14 protein-coding genes are annotated in these 22,438 nt (G+C 37.9%); 6 read left to right on the forward strand and 8 right to left on the reverse strand.

The window, feature by feature from the left end:
* Positions 1-12: 12 nt before the first annotated feature.
* The 8 genes from R2Q77_RS13560 to R2Q77_RS13595 all read right to left on the reverse strand — a co-directional run bounded on the left by R2Q77_RS13560 (position 13) and on the right by R2Q77_RS13595 (position 10,576).
* Positions 13-3,312: a TonB-dependent receptor gene (locus tag R2Q77_RS13560; protein ID WP_316804265.1), complete on the reverse strand. Its 3,300-nt coding sequence runs from the start codon at positions 3,310-3,312 to the stop codon at positions 13-15.
* Between the two features lie 158 nt (positions 3,313-3,470).
* Positions 3,471-4,415 (reverse strand): FecR family protein, encoded by a 945-nt coding sequence (locus R2Q77_RS13565; RefSeq protein WP_316804266.1) that lies wholly within the window; start codon positions 4,413-4,415, stop codon positions 3,471-3,473.
* 63 nt (positions 4,416-4,478) lie between these two features.
* Positions 4,479-5,042: an RNA polymerase sigma-70 factor gene (locus tag R2Q77_RS13570; RefSeq protein ID WP_316804267.1), complete on the reverse strand. Its 564-nt coding sequence runs from the start codon at positions 5,040-5,042 to the stop codon at positions 4,479-4,481.
* Positions 5,043-5,222: 180 nt separating this feature from the next.
* Complete coding sequence (locus R2Q77_RS13575; protein ID WP_316804268.1) at positions 5,223-6,560, reverse strand: amidohydrolase; 1,338 nt, start codon at positions 6,558-6,560, stop codon at positions 5,223-5,225.
* Between the two features lie 104 nt (positions 6,561-6,664).
* Positions 6,665-7,519, reverse strand: coding sequence for a helix-turn-helix transcriptional regulator (locus R2Q77_RS13580; RefSeq protein WP_316804269.1), 855 nt, complete (start codon positions 7,517-7,519; stop codon positions 6,665-6,667).
* 29 nt (positions 7,520-7,548) lie between these two features.
* On the reverse strand, positions 7,549-8,553 hold the full coding sequence (locus R2Q77_RS13585; protein WP_316804270.1) for an LLM class flavin-dependent oxidoreductase: 1,005 nt from the start codon (positions 8,551-8,553) through the stop codon (positions 7,549-7,551).
* Positions 8,554-8,710: 157 nt separating this feature from the next.
* The gene (locus tag R2Q77_RS13590; RefSeq protein ID WP_316804271.1) at positions 8,711-9,625 is read right to left on the reverse strand and encodes a DUF6268 family outer membrane beta-barrel protein; all 915 of its coding nucleotides are present in this window, start codon (positions 9,623-9,625) and stop codon (positions 8,711-8,713) included.
* A 126-nt stretch (positions 9,626-9,751) separates the two neighbouring features.
* Complete coding sequence (locus R2Q77_RS13595) at positions 9,752-10,576, reverse strand: alpha/beta hydrolase (RefSeq protein ID WP_316804272.1); 825 nt, start codon at positions 10,574-10,576, stop codon at positions 9,752-9,754.
* Positions 10,577-10,930: 354 nt separating this feature from the next.
* Here R2Q77_RS13595 and R2Q77_RS13600 point away from each other — a divergent pair, with 354 nt between their 5' ends.
* From R2Q77_RS13600 to R2Q77_RS13625, 6 genes are all read left to right on the forward strand, one after another.
* The gene (locus R2Q77_RS13600; protein WP_316804273.1) at positions 10,931-12,334 is read left to right on the forward strand and encodes a S41 family peptidase; all 1,404 of its coding nucleotides are present in this window, start codon (positions 10,931-10,933) and stop codon (positions 12,332-12,334) included.
* A gap of 79 nt (positions 12,335-12,413) precedes the next feature.
* Positions 12,414-13,004, forward strand: a complete 591-nt coding sequence (locus R2Q77_RS13605; protein WP_316804274.1) for an RNA polymerase sigma-70 factor — start codon at positions 12,414-12,416, stop codon at positions 13,002-13,004.
* A 1,961-nt stretch (positions 13,005-14,965) separates the two neighbouring features.
* Complete coding sequence (locus R2Q77_RS13610) at positions 14,966-15,994, forward strand: FecR family protein (RefSeq protein ID WP_316804275.1); 1,029 nt, start codon at positions 14,966-14,968, stop codon at positions 15,992-15,994.
* A gap of 163 nt (positions 15,995-16,157) precedes the next feature.
* Complete coding sequence (locus R2Q77_RS13615; protein WP_316804276.1) at positions 16,158-19,409, forward strand: TonB-dependent receptor domain-containing protein; 3,252 nt, start codon at positions 16,158-16,160, stop codon at positions 19,407-19,409.
* A 405-nt stretch (positions 19,410-19,814) separates the two neighbouring features.
* The gene (locus R2Q77_RS13620) at positions 19,815-21,161 is read left to right on the forward strand and encodes a hypothetical protein (protein ID WP_316804277.1); all 1,347 of its coding nucleotides are present in this window, start codon (positions 19,815-19,817) and stop codon (positions 21,159-21,161) included.
* A 191-nt stretch (positions 21,162-21,352) separates the two neighbouring features.
* Complete coding sequence (locus tag R2Q77_RS13625) at positions 21,353-22,423, forward strand: hypothetical protein (RefSeq protein ID WP_316804278.1); 1,071 nt, start codon at positions 21,353-21,355, stop codon at positions 22,421-22,423.
* Positions 22,424-22,438 lie beyond the last annotated feature (15 nt).

Consider the following 22,438-nt stretch of genomic DNA (forward strand, 5'->3'; position numbering starts at 1 on the left):
TCGTATTAAAAATTATAGATTTACACTTAAACCAAGGATAAAGCTTCGGGCTTGCGGATAACGGCCGGTATCTAATCCCAAATTGTCCATTCCAATTTCCGGATCAAAACCTGAATATTTGGTTATGGTAAACAGGTTATTGGCTGTAGCATAAACGCGTACCGCTCCGGTTCTTAATTTACTGGTTAAAGCTTTTGGTAAACTGTAGCCTAATGTTACGTTTCGGATGCGGAGGTAAGAACCATCTTCTACATAAAAATCAGAAGCATTGAAATTTCCATTGTTATCAGAAGTTGAAATAATCGGCACTTTACCGTTGGGGTTTTCTGGCGACCATGCGTCGAGAATCCCAACCAGTTTATTATAAGATGGACCGCTGGCATTATAAGTTGTTCTTTTTACCGCATTAAATAATTTATTGCCTTGTACGCCTTGGGCAAGAATATTAAAGTCGAAGTTTTTATAGCTTGCATTAAAGCTTAAACCATAAGAAAAATTAGGGTATGCACTGCCGGCAAAATAACGGTCTTTAGTGTCAATTGTGCCGTCGCCATTTAAATCGGCAAATTTAAAATCACCTGGCCTTGCATTGGGTTGTATTTTTTGTCCGTTAGTATTTTTATAATTATCTACCTCAGCCTGATTTTGGAAAATGCCCTGCGTTTTTAATACATAATAACTGTAAAGCGGTTCGCCAACTTTTACAAAAATAGGTGCAAGCTCATTACGGAAATTGTTTGGCATAGACATTACATCCAATCCTTCGCCTAAGCTTATTACCTTATTGTTTATTTTGGTTAAGGTTGCATTTACTGAATAATTAAATTCGGCTGATTTATCGCTGTTGTAGGTAATGCCAAGCTCTATCCCTTTATCTCTAACCTTACCGGCATTAACAGTTTGTGTATTTAAGCCAGAGGTACCTGGAAGTGTTTTAGTTATAATCATTTTATCAATGTCCTTAATAAAATAATCGGCCGTTAAACTCAGCCTGTTTAGCACGGTAACATCAAGCCCTATATTGGTTTGTTTTGACTCTGCCCAGGTTAAGTCTTTATTTGCTAAAATGCTTTGTGCATACCCATTTTGCAATTTTGGTGATTGCCCGAAATAACTTTGTGTAGGATTTAATAAAGGGTTAACAGCTGATTGTGTTAAACTGGCCAGGTTACCCAAAACGCCATAACTGCCGCGCAGTTTTAATTCATTTAACCAGGAAACATCTTTTAGAAAATCTTCCTTGCTAACAACCCATCCGGCAGAAACCGAACCATAATTTCTATATCTTTTATCCGTTAACAAAAGCGATGTTCCATCACGACGGCCGATTAACGACAACAGGTATTTTTCTTTGTAATTGTAATTTGCCCTTAAAAACATCGAAAGCAGTGCTGTCGCATCAAATGCGCTTGATGGTTGCTGAAGCACCGTTGCATTAGAAAGGTAACGGTACTGAGGTGATTCATCATCAAATCCTGATCCTGAAGTATACAATCCGTTATTTTTTGTTTTCTGAAAAGAATAACCACCTGTAAAATCTAACTGATGCTGGCCGAAAACTGTTTTATAGTTTAAAACTTGCTCTGCCAAAAAATCATTGCTTTGATTACTTCTTTGTACTAAGCTATTGCTTAACACAGGCTTTCCTACTTCGGGTCTCTTAGGGGTAAAGCTTTTAAACTGGGCATCGGTTTTAGTAATGCTTAAGTTAGACCTGAAAGTTAAACCTTTAGCTAATGTTAGGGTAACGTAAGGGTTTATCATTAACACATTTACAGGGTTATTAATATCGATACGCTTAAGCTCGGTAACCGGGTTGATAATGTCGCCATAATCACCCGCAAACGGACCGGGCAAGCCTGCGTAAGAACCATCCGGATTGGTAGGCGTGGCATTAGCAGGGTAATAAACAGCCGAAAGCAATGCGCCCGTATAATCACTGCTGGTATTGGCGCCGTTTCCGTTGGTGCTGCTGTACGAAAGATTTTCGCCCAGTTTTAACCAGGGCGTTATGGCATGTTCAGTGTTTATCCTGAAATTGTAACGCTGTGTTTGGGTATTTAAAACAATGCCTTCAGCCTTGCGGTAGTTAAAACTTAAATAAAAAGTAGATTTCTCTGAACCGCCGTTAACTGCAGCATTATAATCTTGTAACAAACCATCTCTGAATACTTCGTCCATCCAGTTGGTACGGGTAATTTGCCCGTCAGGATATTTCACAGGGTCAAAGGCCGGCAATAAAGTTGTACCTCCGTTTTTAGCAGCCGTTGCGGCAACCATAGCGCGTTGTTCGGCATTAAGTGGTTCTAATTTTTTCCAGGCACTTTGTTGTCCCACTTTAGCATCGAAGCTGATTTGCATTTTACCGCTTTTGCCTTTTTTAGTGGTAATTAACAATACACCACCTGATGCCCGGGCACCATAAATGGCTGCAGAACCGTCTTTTAATACCGATATGGATTCGATATCGTTGGGATTAAGTTGTGGCGTTCCGGTAAATATTGATCCATCAATTACATATAAAACACTCTCGGTATTTAAACCACCAGAACCCCTGATGTTGATGCGTGGTGTTGAGGTTGGATCGCCACCTTCGTTGGTTACAATTACACCTGGCGATTTCCCCGCAAGTACATCACCCACGCTGTTTAACGATCGTGAAGAAAGTTTATCCAGAGCAACATTGCTGATGGCCCCGGTTAAGGTTACCTTTTTCTGCGTACCGTAACCTACAACCACTACTTCCGAAAGTGTAGAGCGTTCTTCGCTTAATACGACATTTAAAACCTGGTTATCGCCAACTTTTATTTCTTTGGTTCTGTAGCCAATCATCGAGAAAGATAAAATGGTTTCTGAAGCGACTTCTATACGAAAAGTACCATTACCATCGGTTATTGTACCGCTTTGGGTGCCCAGCACTTTTACGGATACACCGGGCAAGGTAACCCCGGTTGAATCTTTCACAACCCCCGTTATAATCCGCTCTGGTTTATTAAAAGTGGCATTGTTTAAAATAATGTAATCTCCCTTTTCTAAAACGTTAAGTCCCATTTTATCTAAAAGAGACCGAACAGGTTCTTTTTTAAAGTCGCCGCTTAAAAAGGTATTTCTTTGTTGTAATAAATCGGGGTTGTATACAAAACTAAGACCTGTATTGGTTTCAATTTCTTTAATGATTTCGGTTATTTTTTGTCCTTTATTAATTTTAATACTAACCGTACTTTTCTCCAGTTTTTGCGCCATACCTGCCGAAGCGAGTAATGAGCTGCAAAAGAAGCAGAGGATTGAAAAAGTTAAACATGAGTATTTCATGATCTTATAAAGAGCTATCCTCTTGTGTGAGGTTGTTTTCATTTGTTTGTTTTATTTATTGTAATTGCTTTTAAAATATTCCGGGTGTTATTTCCGGACGATAAATTACGGTTACTGATCTGATCAGTACCGGTTTGTACCTTGATATTATCTACTCATCATTTGTATATTTTAAAGGTTTTATGATTTTTTGATGGACTGAATTTAAGGTGATGGAGGCTGCAAATGATATCAAGAATTTCTTCGGGCTGCTGTTTGCTACTAAAAGTTGCAGTACATTTTAGCTTTGCCATTTCTGCATCGCTGAGTGCGATTTTAATATTATATGCATACTCCAGTTTGCCAATAATCTGTTGTAGGGTATTGCCCTCAAAAGCAAAATCAACATAGGCGGCCTGCTTAACTTTTCTTATGGAAATATGATTGGCGTGTTTATCGTAATCCAGCTGCTGATCTTTAATTAAAGTGCTCATTAAGCCTTTTTTATTACTAACGGCTACTTTACCCGTGGCTACGACTACTTCTATATTATGCTTGTTGCGATAAGATTTTATTCTGAAAGAGGTGCCCAACACTTTAACATCAAGGCCAGAGATCATGTGTACCGTAAAAGGACGGCGTTCTTCGTGGGCAATATTAAAAAAGGCTTCCCCTTCTGTTAAAGAAATGTTTCTGCTGCTGGCTCCGAAGCGATCCGGGTAAATCAATTTTGCTTCAGGTTCAAGTAAAACTTCTGAACCATCTGTTAAGATAATTTTCTTTCTTTCCTTTGGGCCTGTTGTAACGGTAATCAGGTTTTCTTTACCGTTACTGCCCATATATTTCCAAATGCTAAAGGCCAAAGTAAAACTGACCAGTAGTATAGCGGCGATTTTTGCAAAACCATTAAAAACAAATAATTTCCTGTGTTTTGGTTTTCCCTGCATGGCCAAACGAAGGTTTGAAAAAATTTCTTCGCTGATTGCAGTTTTACAATCACCCGATAAATTACTTTCCTTACGATTTAAGGATGCATACCAGGTTTCTACCTTTTTAATTTCAGCAGGGCTTGCGTGATGCTCTAAATATTTTTGCAGCAGGTGTTTTGCTTGTTCTTCCGTCATTTGAATACATGTCAATTCAAAAGCAGAATGGTACTACCCAAAGATGTTATGTATAGATTAAGTTTATATTAAGGCCAATAAAACCGCCAGAAAAGCAATATAAGATAAGCTTTTTTTAAGCAATTTCATGGCAGCACTGATTTGATTTTTTACGGTTTGTACCGAAATATCAAGTTCTGTGGCAATTTCTTTTATAGATTTTTCCTGTTTTCGGCTCATTGAAAATACCATCCTCATCTTTTCAGGTAAAAGTTCTATTGCGGCTTCAACCTCCAGATTAAGTTCGCTTAAAATCAATTTACCATCCGTTGCAGAGGCAAACTGCTCATTCATTAATAAGGCAAGTTCGGTTTTTTGTTTATCCTTTAATGCAGCAGATTTGAAGTGATTAATCACTTTGTATTTAACAGCTCCGTGCAGGTAGGCCGATAAATTACTTTCAATCTTGAGGTGAGTTCTATTCTCCCAAAGAGAAATAAAGATTTCCTGTGTAATATCCTGGGCCAAATCTTCATCGCCCAGTTTTTTAAAAGCAGCATCAAAAACCTGCTCCCAATGGCTATGGTAAATTTGTTCCATAGCCGAATGAGTGCCATTTTTAAGGGATGCCAGTAAATCTATATTCAATGGAATTAACGGGTTTATTTTATGGCAAAGCTAAAGTTGCAATATTCCCTTAATGTTAATAAATCTTAAAGACTACTATAAAATGAATTGGAGGTTTTACCGTTACTATTTCAAAATTTATTTTAATACATTTTTTCCATTTTCATGACCAGGATTTAATGGAATAACGATTTGAGGTAATTATTTCATAAACACCACATTACCATTGTGAATTAATGATTTAACAGGCGATACCCTGGCTACGGCTTCCGAAGAACAACTTGCATCAACCAGCACTACATTTGCCTGATCGCCTGCTTTTGGCCAGCTTTGGTTTCCTTTATCATCCAATGGCAGAATATTATGCGTAGCCAGTTTCAAAATTCTTGAAAGATCAAACTCTGAGCGGTACCCGTAAAGTTGAGCAGCCATATTTGTTTTTTGTAAAATACTGCCACTACCAAAAGTATTCCACCAATCGATAATACAATCGTTACCTGCCAATACATCTACACCATATTTGTAAAGCGTTGGTATGGGCATTATCGTGCGTCCGAAGGGGATGGTTGATGCAATACCAACTTTTGCATGCCCAAGTTTTTCAGCTATTTCCTCGGTTTTGGCTTTATCCAGGTTGGCAAGTGCAAAGCTGTGACTAATAAATGTTTTACCTTTTAAAACCGGGTTTTCAATTACTTTATCCATTAAATAATTAATGGTTTTCAAACCCGATTCTCCGGATTCGTGCAGGTGGATATCGATGCCTTTATGGTTATCCAACGCCAGCTGTACCACAAAATCCATATGCTTTTCTATTGCTCCATCAATTGAATAAGGATCTAAACCTCCAATAAAATCGATATCCATTTTAGCCGCTTCTTTCATCAGTTGCTCAGATTTGGTGTAATAAATGCCATGCTGAGGAAAAGCCACCAGTTCGGCCTGGAAAGAGTCCTTTTTATTTTCGAGGGCCTTTTGTAAATGCTTTAATGAGTTTAAACCCGAAGTTGGTTCTATGTTTACATGGCTCCTCGCATAACTCGTACCATAACTCTGCATCAATTCAATAAGTTTTTCGGTACGTGGAATTGAAGTTTTCAGTAATTCAGGGATAATTTGCTGTTCGTGGGCAATCATATCTTTTACCGATCTCCGCTTATTTGAATTTGCTTTCCAGGGTAAACCATACCAGGTTTTATCCAGGTGAATGTGCATATCCCTGAATGCAGGAAGCATCAGCATGCCTTTTGCATCGATAGCATCGGCATTTACCTGATTAGGCAAAATGGCTTTTATTTTCCCATCACTAATTTCTACCGTAAATAAATCTGTTTTAGTTTGGACAATTTCATCTTCCTCATATTCAAAACCGGTTTCAAGCCTTACATTTTTAAGGGTAAAACTTTTACTGGAAGCCGAATTAAGTTTTTCTTTTTCTGAAGCAATAGACTGGGATGCGCTGAAAATACCGCTTCCGGCAGCCAACAAAATAGATGAATTTTTAATAAAATCTTTACGTGAAATGGACTGTACGGACATAACTTATACTTTTTATACAAATTTAAAAGTCAAAGCCGCAAAATGATCGTATCATTTATGCCATAACTTGTACCATTTATAACAAGTGTGTTAATTGGCTAAATTTATAAAGGCGTTCTGAATTCGCGCGGACCTATACCCGTTTGGTTTTTAAAGAATTTTGAAAAATAGGCTAAATCGTAAAAACTTAGTGCGTAGGCAATTTCTTTAACGCTGTTTTTAGAAGTGAGCAATAACCTTTTGGCCTCAAGCGTAATTCTATTGTGTATTAATGAAGTGGCTGAAGTATGGAAATGCTTTTGGGAAAGAATATTGAGGTAGTTAGCCGTAATGTTTAATTTTTCTGCATAAAATTTTACAGATCGATGCGCTTTAAAATGTACATCAATTAAAGAAAGATAATCTATTAATATGGGTTTAGTGTGGTAAACTTTTAGATCTTCAAAACTTTCTTCTGCTTCCCTGCTGGCCATTTGGGCAATAATTTTACATCTGGAACTTATAATATCTAAGAGAACAGGTTTTAAGTTCAGTTCGTACCGCACCGACTGAAACTCGTATAACAGCCTTTGAAAAGTTTCATCAGTTAGATTTAAGACAGGGTGTTTTCGGTAGAGTACAAAATCATACCGTAAGGCATTTGCAAAAGTTTCAAAAATCCGTCGGCTTACCATGATCTGAACAGCATTGGTTGTTTCGCCTAATTTCCAGGAATGCACCTGCCCTGGAAACAATAAATGCAGTTGCTTTGGTTCTACGTTATATTCAATAAAATCAATTGTATGGGTGCCACTTCCTTTTTCAAACAAAAGAAAAAGGAAGAAATCGTGTATATGTGGACTTTCAATATACCTGGAACCAATAATTTCATGATATTGAAAACTATTATCGGTTGCAGCTTCCTGATCAATCCGGAATTCACTTATTCCAAGTACCGGTATATTGGCTTTTGTTTTCACTGCCGAAAATTACAAAATCCTTTATATTTTTAAGCAAATACTTCTGCAAGCAATTGATTAGAATATAGTTTTGCATCGTGATCGTAGATATGCGAAGTTGCCATAATTTCATCTACACCAAATTGATTGACAAACGATAATAATTTTTCCTTTATTAATGCTTTATCGCCAATAAAAGAGTAGGCTAACATTTGTTCAACGGCTTCTTCTTCATACTGGTTCCAAATGGCATCCATATTATCAACCGGTGGTTTAAGGCGTTCGCGTTTTCCGGTTACCACTCCCATGAAAAATTGCTTAAGCGATGTGGTTAATTTCTCGGCTTCCTGCACGGTATCGGCCGCCACCACATTAACACAGGCCATTACATAAGGTGCTGCCAAATGCGCGGAGGGTTTAAAATTAGTGCGATAAATATTAACAGCCTCGGCAAAGTAAGTTGGTGCAAAATGACTGGCAAAAGCGTAGGGCAAACCCAATAAAGCCGCAAGTTTAGCACTATCGGTACTGCTGCCTAAAATCCAGATTGGAATATCCAGTCCTTCGCCCGGAATTGCCCTCAGGTTACTATATTGGTTATCGGCATCGAAAAATTGCTGCAACTTCTGAATATCGCGCGGAAAACTATGTACTGCATTAAAATTTTCGCCTCTTATTGCCATAGCGGTTACCTGGTCTGTTCCTGGTGCCCTGCCTAAACCAAGGTCAATCCGGTTTGGATAAAGTGAAGCCAATGTACCAAACTGCTCTGCAACAATTAATGGTGCATGGTTGGGTAACATAATACCTCCCGATCCTACCCGAATGCTTTTGGTACCACCAGCAATGTAACCAATAAGAATTGCAGTAGCCGAACTTGCAACCCCCACCATATTGTGGTGTTCGGCAAACCAATATCTTGTATAACCAAGTGTTTCTGCCGCCCTGGCCAGTTCCAAACTATTTAAAAAAGTATCTGCAGGAGTTTTTCCTTCCAATACGGTTGCTAAATCAAGTAGAGAGTAAGATATATCTTGTAAGCCTTTGCCTGTCATCTTTTATGAATAAAATTCAGCTACAAAGTTAAACTTAATGCAGCCCAAATTTTATTCGGCCTATACAAATGACGGTAGACAAACATTAAATACCAAACATCATATTGTACTTGCAGGGAACCTACATAGAAAAATTATCTTTGATTTTATAAAAGCCTTAGTGTTTAGAAAAATTCCATTTTAATGTAGCAGCACCATAAGCTGTAGTGGTAAAACGTGGATTAGCCTCATCTTTCTTTTTAAAGAAATCTTTTAGTCTTCTGCTGCTTAAACTGAAAGAGCGCGTAAGTGTTGTACCACCGGTTAACTGGAGCGATAACGATTTGCTTAATTTAAATTCGGGGCGCAAGCCCGCAATAATTTGCTGGTAACCTAAAAGCATTGAAGTATTGTTGCGGTTTACCTCGGCTGTCATGCCGCTTAGCTCCACCACTGCATTAAGGTCTACCGCTTTGCTTAGTTTTACACCAAACTCTATTCCCTGCGGAAAATTAACATGCAATTTATACCTTCCTTGTGTAGTCCAATCGAAGTAAATGGCAGGTAAAATCATAGGAACACCAAAGGTATTGCTTAATACCGGACCAAAGCCAAGCGCCAAATTGGGCTTAAAATGTTTGATAAACAAAACACCTCCCTGCGCCAGAAAATCTTTTGATGATATTTTTTCCATATCGGTATAAACACCTATTGAAGCCATTGCCATAATAGACCATGTTTTACTAATTGGCCTTGAATGCATTAACCCAACTTGCACATTTAGCAATTCAGTTGGAAATAAAGTTTGTTCGTAATTTCGATTGTTTATTCTTGCATATGAACCTTCCATTGCAATTGCCCACATGGTTGGACGACCGGCCGCATCTATTTTTACAGAAACCGGGACATTAAAAGCGGCCTGAATTCGTTTAAAATCACTGGTAGAACCCGTTTTAACGCTATCTATGGGTCTAACGTAATTAGAAAATGGCACATATTCAGCTTTTATCTGTCCTGAAAATACAGTTTGTGCAAATAAAGGCGTACTGAGTACAATAAAAGCGATAATAAAGAAGTAAGGGAGTGTTTTCATGTTTGTGTCTAATCTTATATTGATTGAGACACAGAGAATGACCGATACCCTAAAAAAAGAAAAAATTTATTAACCCCACCCTGTTGGGTGAGGTTATAAACTCATTATTTAATTCGATTATTTTGTTTAAGCTTCTTGAATAAAAGCTAAAAGATCTGCATTTATAGTTGCCGCTTCTGTTGTTGGCATTCCATGAGGAAAACCCGGATAAGAAATTAGCTTGCCATTTTTTAAAAGTTTTACCGCCTTTGCGCCCGATAATGGAAAAGGAACTATCTGATCATCTTCTCCGTGTAAAACCAATACTGGAACATCAACGCTTTTTAAGTCTTCCGTAAAATCAGTCTCCGAAAAAGCTTTAATACAATCGTAATGTGCTTTTATAGCACCCATCATCCCTTGACGCCACCAGTTATCCCTTACCCCTTGTGATATTTCAGCACCTTCGCGGTTATAACCATAAAATGGTATGGTAAAATCCTGAAAATATTGCGGGCGTTTAGTGGCTGTACCTTCACGAATTTCATCAAATACGGACATAGGAACGCCATCCGGATTACTTTCAGATTTCACCATTACCGGGGTAACCGCACTGATTAACACAGCTTTTGCTACTCTGTTTTTTCCATATTTTGCTACATAGCGGATAACTTCGCCACCACCGGTAGAATGTCCGATGTGTACAGCATCCTTTAAATCCAAAGCTTCAGTAAGTGCGGCCACGTCTGCAGCATAAGTATCCATATCATGTCCGTTTGCAGTTTGCGATGACCTTCCATGTCCTCTGCGATCGTGGGCAATTACCCTGAATCCCTTATTCAGAAAAAACATCATTTGTCCATCCCAGTCATCGCCAGACAATGGCCAACCATGATGAAAAAAAAGTGGTTGGCCTGTTCCCCAGTCTTTGTAATAAATTTCGGTGCCGTCTTTTACTGTGATCTTACTCATTTTGTTGTTTTTTTAGGTTAAATAATTAGGATAATTTGCACTTAACAGGATAATTGATGTGGGTTTATCTTTTATCCTTTAATTATTACGGAATAAAGCATAAAATTAGGGCTGATAGACTGTATTTATCAGCTAAAAGCAAATGCCGCTTTAAAAACTAAAAATACCAAATATATTTCTTGTCATTGCCACTTTCTAAATTAATTTTTGGTTAAATAGCCCATGTTACAAACTCTGTATTCTCTAAATAATTGTTCATTAAAAATTATAGAATCATTTAATTAATAGCGGACTAAATAAAATTAATGTTTAGTTAACAATAGTAAACATAGGTTTGCATAAATCTAAATAACTATGAATCACGCCCTAACCATTCACAATAGATTATTTACCTGCTTTTATGTCATTCTTTTTGCTTTACCTGTCTTTTTCGTATCCTGCAAAAAAGATAAGTCGAAATTCGAATACCCTGCCGGAAGCAATGAAAACGTCAACACCTGGATACTGGACAGTTTGAAACGCTATTATTATTGGAGTGATGTACTACCTTCCAACCCAAATATTGGTTTGTCTCCTAAGGATTTTTTTACTTCTGTGCGCAATGGAGCTGATCGTTTCTCCTACATCATTCTTCCTAATGACCCAACTACTACTATTCCAAACAATAAAAACTTTGGATTTGATTATTCCACTGTTATAGAACAAAACACCGGAAAAGCCATTGGCATTGTAAAACTGGTATTAAAAGATTCTCCGGCATCAAGAGCTGGTTTGAAACGCGGTGACTACATCAGCAAAATTAACGGAAAAACACTTAACGAAGCCAATGCACAGGCATTGCAGCAGGAAATTTTAAGTGGTGATAAGTTTACACTCGGCCTTGCAGTATTAAACGGAAGTGTATGGAATGAAAGCCGGTCGGTAGAAATCAGTAAAGGTGCAATATTGGATCAAAAAGAAATAAGTTCTGTAATAAATCAAGGTGCAAAAAAAATAGGCTATTTATATTTTCAGGATTTTAACCCCGGATTGGCTACCTCGTTAACAGGTGTATTTAATACATTCAAAAATGCCGCAATAACCGAGCTTATTCTGGATTTACGCTACAATTCTGGCGGACAAGTTTCCGAATCGGCTGGGGTTTGTGCTATGATTTTTAAAAACAGCACTTACGAAAAACCCTTTATCACCTACAAAGGCAATAAAAATGGTGGTGTAAAAACCGAATCGATAGGCCGTGCTGCAACTTTTGATGGCACTGCAAACTTTAATACTTTATTGCAAAACAACCTGGGTTTAAGCAGGGTCTACATTTTATCAACCGGGGCTACAGCTTCGGCTGCAGAAGTGGTCATTAATAATTTAAAACCTTATATAGAAGTAGTATTGATCGGCGAAAAAACCAGGGGGAAAGATGAAGCTTCTTTCAGGATTTTTGATGCGCGTGTACCTAAAATGGTTAACTGGGAAATGCACCCCATTGTTTACAAATTATTTAATGCCTCGGGAAATGGCAATTACAGTGCAGGTATAAATCCCGATGTTGCCATAAACGAGTTGGGCACATTACCCCTGCTACCCTTCGGCGATACTGCCGACCCACTAATAAAAGCAGCCCTTAATCATTTAAGTGGAAAAAGAAGCGTAGCCGTAAATGGAATAAGTTCGGTCAAAGCAAATGGTTTTTCTCCGGGAATGGTTTTAACTGACACCAGAAAACTGGTGGCGCAGAACAGTATGGTTAACGCGCATCGTTAAAGGGTCTGAAAAGGTTTTTATGGATTTAACATTAACTTTAAACTGGACAGCTAACTTGCCTTTACAAATCTAACGCCCTATGGAACAGCTTGATGATTTTAAAAAAAAGCAGGTACTGAATGACCTTAAAATTGGCGATTCAGCTGCTTTTAACCAAGTTTATCACCTATATCGTAAAAAAGTTTATGCTTATGCATATCGCTTTACACGCTGTCGCGAAACCGCTGAAGAACTTACTCAAGATACTTTTGTAAGGCTTTGGGAAAACAGATTCAAAATAGATCCTGAAAAAAATTTCGATGCTTTTTTATATACCCTTATCCGCAATAATTTTTTAGGCGCATTGCGAAAAAAGGCAAGAGAAAAGGCTTACTCCAATGAGATTGCCGATGAAGCGAAATCATTTAATTCCATAGAAGCCCATATCGATTTTAAAGAATCGAAAAACATAGCTGTTAATGCCATTGATACACTTTCGCCACAGGTGAAAACAATTTACCTGATGAGCCGTAACGATCACCACAGCCACGAAGAAATCTCTAAAATGATGGGCATCTCAAAAAATACGGTAAATAACCACATAAAAAAATCTCTTGGTGTTATCCGTAAATATTTCAAAACGTATTCGCCCGAAACCATTCTTTCGCTTTTATTGATTTTAGTCTATTAGTAAATTAACATCTTGATTAATACAAACAAAGATTACTTCATGCCCATGCTCAACCGCCTTCTTCTGTTCGCAATGACGCGTATTTTCTAATTAATGAGGTGTCTTACATGTCTTAGGTGGTAAAAATAAATAGAACAAAGATTGCTTCACGCCCATGCTCAACCGCCTTCTTCTGTTCGCAATGACGGACACTATCTAATTGCTAAGGTGTCTTACATGTCTTAGGTGGTTAAAATAAGTAGAACAAAGATTGCTTCACGCCCATGCTCAACCGCCTTCTTCTATTCGCAATGACGGACACTCTCTAATTGCTAAGGTGTCTTACATGTCTTAGGTGATTAAATATAAGCACAACAAAGATTGCTTCATGCCCATGCTCAACCGCCTTCTTCTGTTCGCAATGACGGACACTCTCTAATTGCTAAGGTGTCTTACATGTCTTAGATGGTTAAAAATAAGTAGAACAAAGATTGTTTCACGCCCCCATTAACCCTTTTCTTCTACTCACAATGACGGACACTTTCTAATTAATAAGGTGTCTTACATCTCTTTAGGTGGTTAAATATAAGCAGAACAAAGATTGCTTCACGCCAATGCTCAACCGCCTTCTTCTGTTCGCAATGACGCGTATTTTCTAATTACTAAGGTGTCTTACATGTCTTAGGTGGTTAAAAATAAGTAGAACAAAGATTGCTTCACGCCCCTACTCAACCGCCTTCTTCTGTTCGCAATGACGCGTATTTTCTAACGGCTAAGGTGTCTTACATGTCTTAGGTGGTTAAAAATAAGTAGAACAAAGATTTCTTCACGCCCCTACTCAACCGCCTTCTTCTGTTCGCAATGACGGACACTTTCTAATTACTGAGGTGTCTTACATGTCTTAGGTGGTTAAATATAAGCACAATAAAGATTGCTTCACGCCCCTACTCAACCGCCTTCTTCTGTTCGCAATGACGGACACTTTCTAATTACTGAGGTGTCTTACATGTCTTAGGTGGTTAAAAATAAGCATAACAAAGATTGCTTCACTCCCATGCTCAACCGCCGCCTTCTACTCCCAATGACGGGTATTTTCTAACGGCTAAGGTGTCTTACATGTCTTAGGTGGTAAAAATAAGTAGAACAAAGATTTCTTCACTCCCATGCTCAACCGCCGCCTTCTACTCCCAATGACGGGTATTTTCTAACGGCTAAGGTGTCTTACATGTCTTAGGTGGTTAAAAATAAGTAGAACAAAGATTGCTTCACGCCCATGCTCAACCGCCTTCTTCTGTTCGCAATGACGGACACTATCTAATTGCTAAGGTGTCTTACATGTCTTAGGTGGTTAAAATAAGTAGAACAAAGATTGCTTCACGCCCATGCTCAACCGCCTTCTTCTATTCGCAATGACGGACACTCTCTAATTGCTAAGGTGTCTTACATGTCTTAGGTGATTAAATATAAGCACAACAAAGATTGCTTCATGCCCATGCTCAACCGCCTTCTTCTGTTCGCAATGATGGGTATTTTCTAACGGCTAAGGTATCTTACATGGCTTAGGTGGTTAAAAATAAGCATAACAAAGATTGCTTCACTCCTATGCTCAACCGCCTTCTTCTGTTCGCAATGACGGACACTCTCTAATTGCTAAAGTGTCTTACATGTCTTAGGTGATTAAATATAAGCACAACAAAGATTGCTTCATGCCCATGCTCAACCGCCTTCTTCTGTTCGCAATGACGGACACTCTCTAATTGCTAAGGTGTCTTACATGTCTTTAGGTGGTAAAAATAAGTAGAACAAAGATTGCTTCACGCCCCCATTAACCCTCTTATTCTACTCACAATGATGGGTTTTAAAGTATTTAAAACATACATCGAAAAAATATTTTTTTTAGGCATAGCCATTCCCGGCTTTTCAAACATATATACTTATAGAAAGGCAAAAATATTGAGCCTTTGATATTATAGCAATTTACAGTGGAACAAAACGAGGACATAAAAAGATTATTTAACCTTTACCTGGAGGGCAAAATCAATGCTCAGCAGGAAACGATATTATTCGACTACTTAGCGGATGATAAAAATAAAGACAGTGAGTTTCACGATATAATGGATACAGCTTGGCTAAAAGAACCTGTTGTACAAGAACATTCGATAAAAGCTGGCCATGCATTTAATGAGATTTTGAATAAGATCGATTATAGAAACCGGAAGAAGAAGCAAAAATATCAATTTTTAAAATATGCCGCATCAATTGCCATCGTTATTGCCTCCGCTTTTGGCTGGTATAGTTACCAGAAACAGCAAGATCATTCCAATCTGGTGGTCGAATTATTAAGTAAAAGCACTCAAAAAGCAGAACGAATAAAAATGATTTTACCTGATAGTACGATTGTGTACTTAGCGGGTGGCAGTAAACTTACCTGGCCTGCCCGTTTTATAAAAGGTAAATACAGAGAAATATATTTAGAAGGGGAAGCTTTTTTTGAAGTAAAGCGCGATACAACCAGCCCTTTTATTGTGTATAGCGGAAAAATGCAAACTAAGGTTTTAGGCACTTCCTTTAATATATATGCCTATCCTAAAGACAAAACCTTTAGTGTTACCGTTCGAACGGGTAAGGTAAAAGTTTCAGAAAATATTACCGGAAAATTAAAGGTATTATCGTTGCTAACCCCTGGCATGAAACTGCTGTATGAGGTAAACACCAACAACTACGTATTAGATACCAGACCGGTTGAGGAAGCGGATGCATGGATTAAAAACAGGTTTACCTTTCGTAATGTAACACTGGCCAATATGTTCAAATGCCTTGAAAGGTATTATAATGTACGCTTCAAGGTAGATAATGCTAAAATTTTGGATTGCAGGTTTAATGCAACTTTTGCCAACAAAAGCATTACTGATGTTATGGAGCAGATAAAAATAATGAGCGGTAACCACATCCAGTATAAACTTGGAGACCATAATAAATTAATTACCATTTGGGGGGAAGGATGTAAATGACATTATAGCTATACTAAATAGCTTCTGCTAAAGGAGCCAACTGATATAAAACCTACGGAAAACATTAAACCTTTTATTAAAAACAAAGAGCCGGCTTGCGCTAACAATACGGCTCTTAAACAAAAGTTTCTAACTCGTGAAAATTAAAAAACGTCTTGAACCTATGAAAATAGGTTTTTATGCACACATAAAAGAATATATTATCAATTTGAATTGCCGTCCTCTGGTGGCCATACTGTTACTGGGTATATTTACATTTAGTTCAACCCTGGCTGCTGGTTTAATTCAAAACCTAAAAAAAAATGGCCTCAGCCTTAAACTAACCGCAGTAAGCATTCCGGAGGCGCTTTCGGCTCTTGAACATAAAGCTGGCTACGCTATTAATTTCAATAAATCGATCTTCAGCGAAAGCCAAAAAATCACCATCGATGTGCGAGAGATGAGCATCGATCAGATTCTTAAAAAAATTCTGGCAGGCACCCACGTGGCCTATAAATTTGCCGACCAGCAAACCATACTGCTTTACAAACTTCCTGATCCGGTAAAACCTGGGAAGATATCGGGAAAAGTATTCGACGAAAAGGGCGAAACACTACCTGGTGCTTCAATTAAAGTGATTGAAACCGGCAAGGCAACGCAAACAGCAATCGACGGAAGTTATAGCCTAAGCATTGATCCGGGTACGTATACTTTAGAAATCAGTTATGTTTCTTTTCTTACCTACAGGATAAGTGGTGTGGTGGTTAAGGCAGATAAAAACACGCCGCTGGATGTTTCGCTAAAACCAGATTCAAAAGGTTTAAAAGAAGTGCTAATTACCGCAAATTACAAAAAGGCATCGGTAGAAGGTTTATTAAGCCGCCAGAAAAATGCAGCTGAAATCAGCAACGGCATCAGTGCCGATCAGATCTCAAGAACACCTGATAAAAACATTGGTGAAAGCTTAAAACGCATAAGTGGGGTAAACACTGTAGATAATAAATTTGTTATCGTTCGCGGCATTGGCGAACGTTATAATTCTGCACAGCTGGATGGAGTATTGTTACCGAGTACTGAAGCACAAACCCGTAATTTTTCTTTCGATCTTATCCCTTCTAATTTGGTTGATAATATTGTGGTGAGTAAAACGGTCACTGCCGATATGAATACCAGTTTCGGTGGTGGCTTGGTGCAAATCAACACCAAAGATATTCCAACAGAAAATTTTATGAGTTTTACAGCCGGCACCTCGTATAACGACCAAAGTACGGGTAAAGATTTTTTAAGCCATAAACGTGGCAAATACGACTACTTTGGTTTTGATGACGGCAGAAGGGATTTTCCTGTAGATTTACAACAAACAGACCGTGGAACAGCCCCTAATAATGTACTCACTGATGCGGAATTTCAGAAAAAGGTAGATGATCAAAGTAAAAAGTTTACCAACGATAATTTCACCATTTATAAGTATAAAACAGCACCATCTCAAAACTACCAGTTTACCATTGGGCGCTTAATTAAACTTGATACTGTTAAACAGAATAAATTAGGGTTTACAGGCTCTTTAACCTACAGGAACACCCAAAATATTAATCAGTTTGATAATGTGCGCAGAAGTGACTGGTATTACAATTTCAATAACTATGGCGCTAAATACATTTTTAATACCACTTTAGGTGCCTTACTTAATGTTGGCTTGCAGCTGGGGCAAAATCGCTTCAGTTTCCGCAATACCTACACGCACCTTTACAATAATGAATTGGTCAGAACTACTGGTTATGACAATAACGACGGATCGAGTTTTATAAATGCTGGCATTCCTCCAAGTCGCGTACAAGAAGTTGATGACCCAACCTTTACTGATCTTTTGCAAAACAAATTGAGCGGTCAGCACCAGGTGGGCAAAGTAAAACTGGAGTGGAATGCGGCAAGGACATCAATAGACAGAAAAGAGAAAGATATCGGCATAGCCACTAATATTCCTAAGCTTGTGGGTGGGCAATACCTATATTTTTATGATACCACGCCTTTTATTCAGGGCAACATTCTTCCAACATCCCGTCATAATTACAGCAACAGCGAACGTCATTATTCGTGGAGTTTAGATGCATCCACTCCATTTAACGTGGCTGGCATAAGAAATACGGTAAAGGCAGGTTATTTCGGCATTAACAAAAAAGGCAAATTCGACTGGCAAATTGCAGCTTTAGCAAGTAGTCCAACATTGGCTGATAGCTTAAGGTATATTCCCATAAGCGAAATGGCAAATCCGGCAAATTTTGGTGTTAACGGCTATAATTATGCCATTAATGCCTATTATTTGAATGGTTACGAGGGCAATAGTAATACCCATGCCGGTTATGTAATGTTTGATGATCGCTTGAGTGAAAAAATTCGATTGGTTTGGGGTTTAAGGGCCGAATATTATAAGTATAACGAAATAAGGAACGACTTAAATACAAACGGAAAGAGCGAATTTGTACTTCCAGTTGAAAAGAAATGGCAATGGCTGCCTTCGGCGAACTTAACGTACAGTCCAACCAGTCAAATTAATTTGAGGGCTGCCATATCAAGCACCGTAATCAGGCCTGAACTTTTGGATAACAGTCAGTTTTTCAGATTTGATCCTAACCTGGGTGCGATGTTTGGAAATCAAGGCTTAACCAGTACCCGAATTAATAGTTATGATGTTAAAGCAGAATGGTTTCCGGGCTTGGGCCAAATTATTTCGGTAGGTGGTTTTTACAAAAAATTTGATAAACCTACGGAGCTTACCTTTATACTGGTTAATGGTAATGTAAATTATTACATCAAAAACGCCGATGAGGCCAAGGTATATGGTTTAGAATTTGAGTTAAGAAAGAACCTGGGTTTTATTACCGATAACCCAATTTTAACCAACATTGCCATTTATGGTAATTTAACTTTGCAAAAGTCAAATGTAGTAGGCACTTATCAGGTAAACAACCCAGATCCAAAACTTCCACCAATTTCAGTACCAATTAAACAAAAAAGGCCTATGTACGGGCAGTCTCCATACCTGATCAATTTAGGGCTGCAGTACACAGGAGATCGGTTGGGTATGAATATCGCCTACAACAAATCGGGATATAAAACCTATATCGTGAGTTCGCTTTTCGACCAGATAGAATATGAACAACCGCGGGAGCAGATTGATGCACAATTGAGCTATAAGTTTTTAAATAAAAGGTTCGAGATTAAAGTTAATGCGGCCAACCTGCTTAATAAAGCTTCCACATTCTACATAAACAATGCAAGTTATGAGTCTAAACCCGACCGTGATGTTAATGACCTAAGTGATATTGGCATCCGGTTGAAAACGGGCTTCAGCGATAGATATGATGAAGGTGATCAAATTAGATACAGGCAAAAATTCGGGCGTACGTACAGTACCTCAATCACTTACAATTTTTAAATAAACTCGAGATGCGTGTTATAAATATGGTTAAACGAATTAAAATAACGAAAGGAGGAATTTAAATTTCCTGCGATATAAAAAAACGAAAGGTTCTTGTAAAACCCTCCGTTCTTTAAACCGATAATTTCATGCGGAAACACGGTATATCCAGGCCTGAACCTGAAATGTATTTAAGAAATACTGTTAAAAACCAAGGGTTATTAACAATCTGCCTGTACTTAATTTAAAAGTTAAATACTAAGGTAAAAAAAATCATATCATTTAAATATAAAACCAACTTTATTTTCCATAAAAAAACAGGAGTTAAAGCTGAAAAAGAATATTTAAATCAAGAAAAACTAAATCAACCTTACTAACATGGATTTTAAACCATAAAATCCTGTGAAAAACAAAAAAAACGAAATGAAAAACTTCAAAAAATTAATGGGTATTTTATCAATTGCTGCTGTTTCTTTTACGGCTTGTAAGAAAAATGATAGTGGTTCAGCTTCTTTTGGCAACCGCAGCACTTCGGCAGCAGATTATTCTCAATCATCATTACCAGTGGTTGCAGTAACTGGAGATATAACCAGCTCTGTTACCTGGACAGCAGGAAACGTTTACGAAATTAGTGGTGTAGTAACCGTAAGAAGTGGTGCAACATTAACCATCCAACCTGGCACATTCATTAAATCATCTGTAAATACAGCAGGCATACAAAATGGTGTGTTGGTTATTGGAAAAGATGGAATGATTAACGCATCGGGTACAGCTACAAACCCAATTGTTTTTACCAGTCGTAACTTATTAGATGGTAATGATAGTACCGTTGGAAAACCAGGCGATTTTGGTGGTTTAATTGTTTTGGGTAACGCTACAATCAACGTTAAAACTCCAGGTGGAAAATTAATTGAGGGTTTGGCTAACGAATCTAAATATTATTATGGAGGCAATAATGATGCTGATAACCGTGGTATTTTACAATATGTGCGTATTGAGTATGCAGGTTTCCAATTAGCACCAAACGTAGAAGTTAATGGATTAACTTTAGGTGGTGTTGGTAGTGGTACTACAATAGATCACGTACAGGTTTCTTACGGATTAGATGATGGTTTCGAATTTTTTGGTGGAACTGTAAATGCAACTAATTTAATTGCTTTAGCTTCTGATGATGACCAGTTTGACTTTGATAATGGTTTTACAGGAAGTATTCAGTACGCTATTGCAATTGCAGACAAAAACTCTACACACAGTACAAGTGGTGGAAGCAGCGATTCAAACGGTATTGAGTCTGATAACAATGCACCAGCTGAAGATGCTACTTATACCTTAACACCTAAAACACATCCAACTTTGGCTAATTTTAGCATTATTGGTACCGAAAATACAGCGTCTATCTCTGGTTTAGGTTATCGTTATGGTGTACGTGAACGCAGAGGTTCGGAAATTGATTTCATCGACTGTATCATTACGGGTTATGCTACTGGTATTTCTTTCGATCCAGATGCTTCTGCTTCTGCTTCATCAATCTCTACAACTTCAGTTCATGGTTTTGTTAATTCAATCGTTGCTTCATCTGGTACTTATATAGATGGTGGCGGTAACTTGTTAGCCGTTAACGCAACAAATGCAAATGCTTTTGGTATTGCACAACCTTGGTACAATCTTCCAGGTTCTCCATCAACCGTTAATTTTACGGGTGGAACTAATGGTGCAATTCCAACAGGCACACCTGACTGGACAACTGGCTGGACTAAATTTGTATTTTAATTTTTCTCTCTGATTACAAAGAGGCTGTACCCAATGGGTATGGTCTCTTTATTTTAATACAACAATAATTAGAAACCGTTTTAAATTTTATTTGGAAAAATGCACATACGCCAACAAACTGAACTAAATTAAGGCTAACGGTTAAAATATTTGAATAAAATTTAAACACTTTCAAACTAAAAAACAAATTGATGAAACAAAGAACATTTACTCTTTTATTTCTTGCTTTTTTTACCACCTTAAGTATTTCCTGTACCAAAGAGGTACTTTTGCAGGCCGAGCCTGTTAAAGTGGTGCAGCTAACCATTACCGGAAATACCACTGTTGATTTAGAATATCTTTATAAAGACAGTGTTATAGCCACTACAAAAGCCGGCACAGGCGGCATTAATGTTAAAACCTTGTTATCGGTAAAAAACCAAACGGCCCCGGTACAGATCAGAAAAAAAGGAAGTACCGATATCTTACTGAGTAAAGTAGTTACCGCCAGCCCCTTTGATCAAAACATTAATATTTATTACGATGGCGATAAAATCTATAACAATTCCGTATCCGTACAGGTTAAAGGTTATGCCCTATCGGGCGAACTTGAATTTCTTTTAGATGGAAATTTACTGTTCTCAGCTACGGCTGCTGTTAATAATACCGTCTCGGTACTGATTGACAATGGTACAACCAGAGAAATTCAGGTCAGAAAAAAAGGAGAAACAACATTGCTGTTTGTTAAAAAAATAGAAAGCAGTATTAAACAGCAAAATTTACTTTTCTTTTTTGACGGCACCAAAATAGTTGACAATGTAAAGCTCGAACCTCCGGTAAATCCGGCCAATATGATGGTAAGTGCAAAATTTGAAACCACATTTGCGCAATATTTTAAAATGGTTGATGTTGAACTGGTTCTTTATCAAAAAAACCTGTCGACCAATGTAGCCACTAAACCAAATCCCGAAATCAGGTTTACACTTCCTAAAGATGGATCTTTTAATTCAATCGAGCTGCCACCTTTGCCTGCCGGCAATTATATTTACAGTTTTGATATTGTAGAAAAAGGTACAAATAATGTTCCCTACACTACAACAGCAGCACCATTTATAGCTGCAGCATATCCGTTTAAACCAAACGACGGAAAATATGGTTTACTAAATTTTGAAGCCGGTAAATCGAAATTATTTATCATAAAAGATTCAAAAACCCAGTTACTTGTTCCAAAGGGCTCCTACTTATCTGGTATAGCAACTGATCTTTCTCAGTATTTTCAATAAGTATATTGCTAATCA

Source organism: Pedobacter nototheniae, assembly GCF_032678625.1.
GTDB classification, from domain to species: Bacteria; Bacteroidota; Bacteroidia; order Sphingobacteriales; family Sphingobacteriaceae; genus Pedobacter; species Pedobacter nototheniae_A.

Coding starts and splice junctions, on each gene's coding strand:
- R2Q77_RS13560 (WP_316804265.1), bottom strand. CDS start 3,312: ATGAAATACTCATGTTTAACTTTTTCAATCCTCTGCTTCTTTTGCAGC.
- R2Q77_RS13565 (WP_316804266.1), bottom strand. CDS start 4,415: ATGACGGAAGAACAAGCAAAACACCTGCTGCAAAAATATTTAGAGCAT.
- R2Q77_RS13575 (WP_316804268.1), bottom strand. CDS start 6,560: ATGTCCGTACAGTCCATTTCACGTAAAGATTTTATTAAAAATTCATCT.
- R2Q77_RS13585 (WP_316804270.1), bottom strand. CDS start 8,553: ATGACAGGCAAAGGCTTACAAGATATATCTTACTCTCTACTTGATTTA.
- R2Q77_RS13590 (WP_316804271.1), bottom strand. CDS start 9,625: ATGAAAACACTCCCTTACTTCTTTATTATCGCTTTTATTGTACTCAGT.
- R2Q77_RS13595 (WP_316804272.1), bottom strand. CDS start 10,576: ATGAGTAAGATCACAGTAAAAGACGGCACCGAAATTTATTACAAAGAC.
- R2Q77_RS13600 (WP_316804273.1), top strand. CDS start 10,931: ATGAATCACGCCCTAACCATTCACAATAGATTATTTACCTGCTTTTAT.
- R2Q77_RS13605 (WP_316804274.1), top strand. CDS start 12,414: ATGGAACAGCTTGATGATTTTAAAAAAAAGCAGGTACTGAATGACCTT.
- R2Q77_RS13615 (WP_316804276.1), top strand. CDS start 16,158: ATGAAAATAGGTTTTTATGCACACATAAAAGAATATATTATCAATTTG.
- R2Q77_RS13620 (WP_316804277.1), top strand. CDS start 19,815: ATGAAAAACTTCAAAAAATTAATGGGTATTTTATCAATTGCTGCTGTT.
- R2Q77_RS13625 (WP_316804278.1), top strand. CDS start 21,353: ATGAAACAAAGAACATTTACTCTTTTATTTCTTGCTTTTTTTACCACC.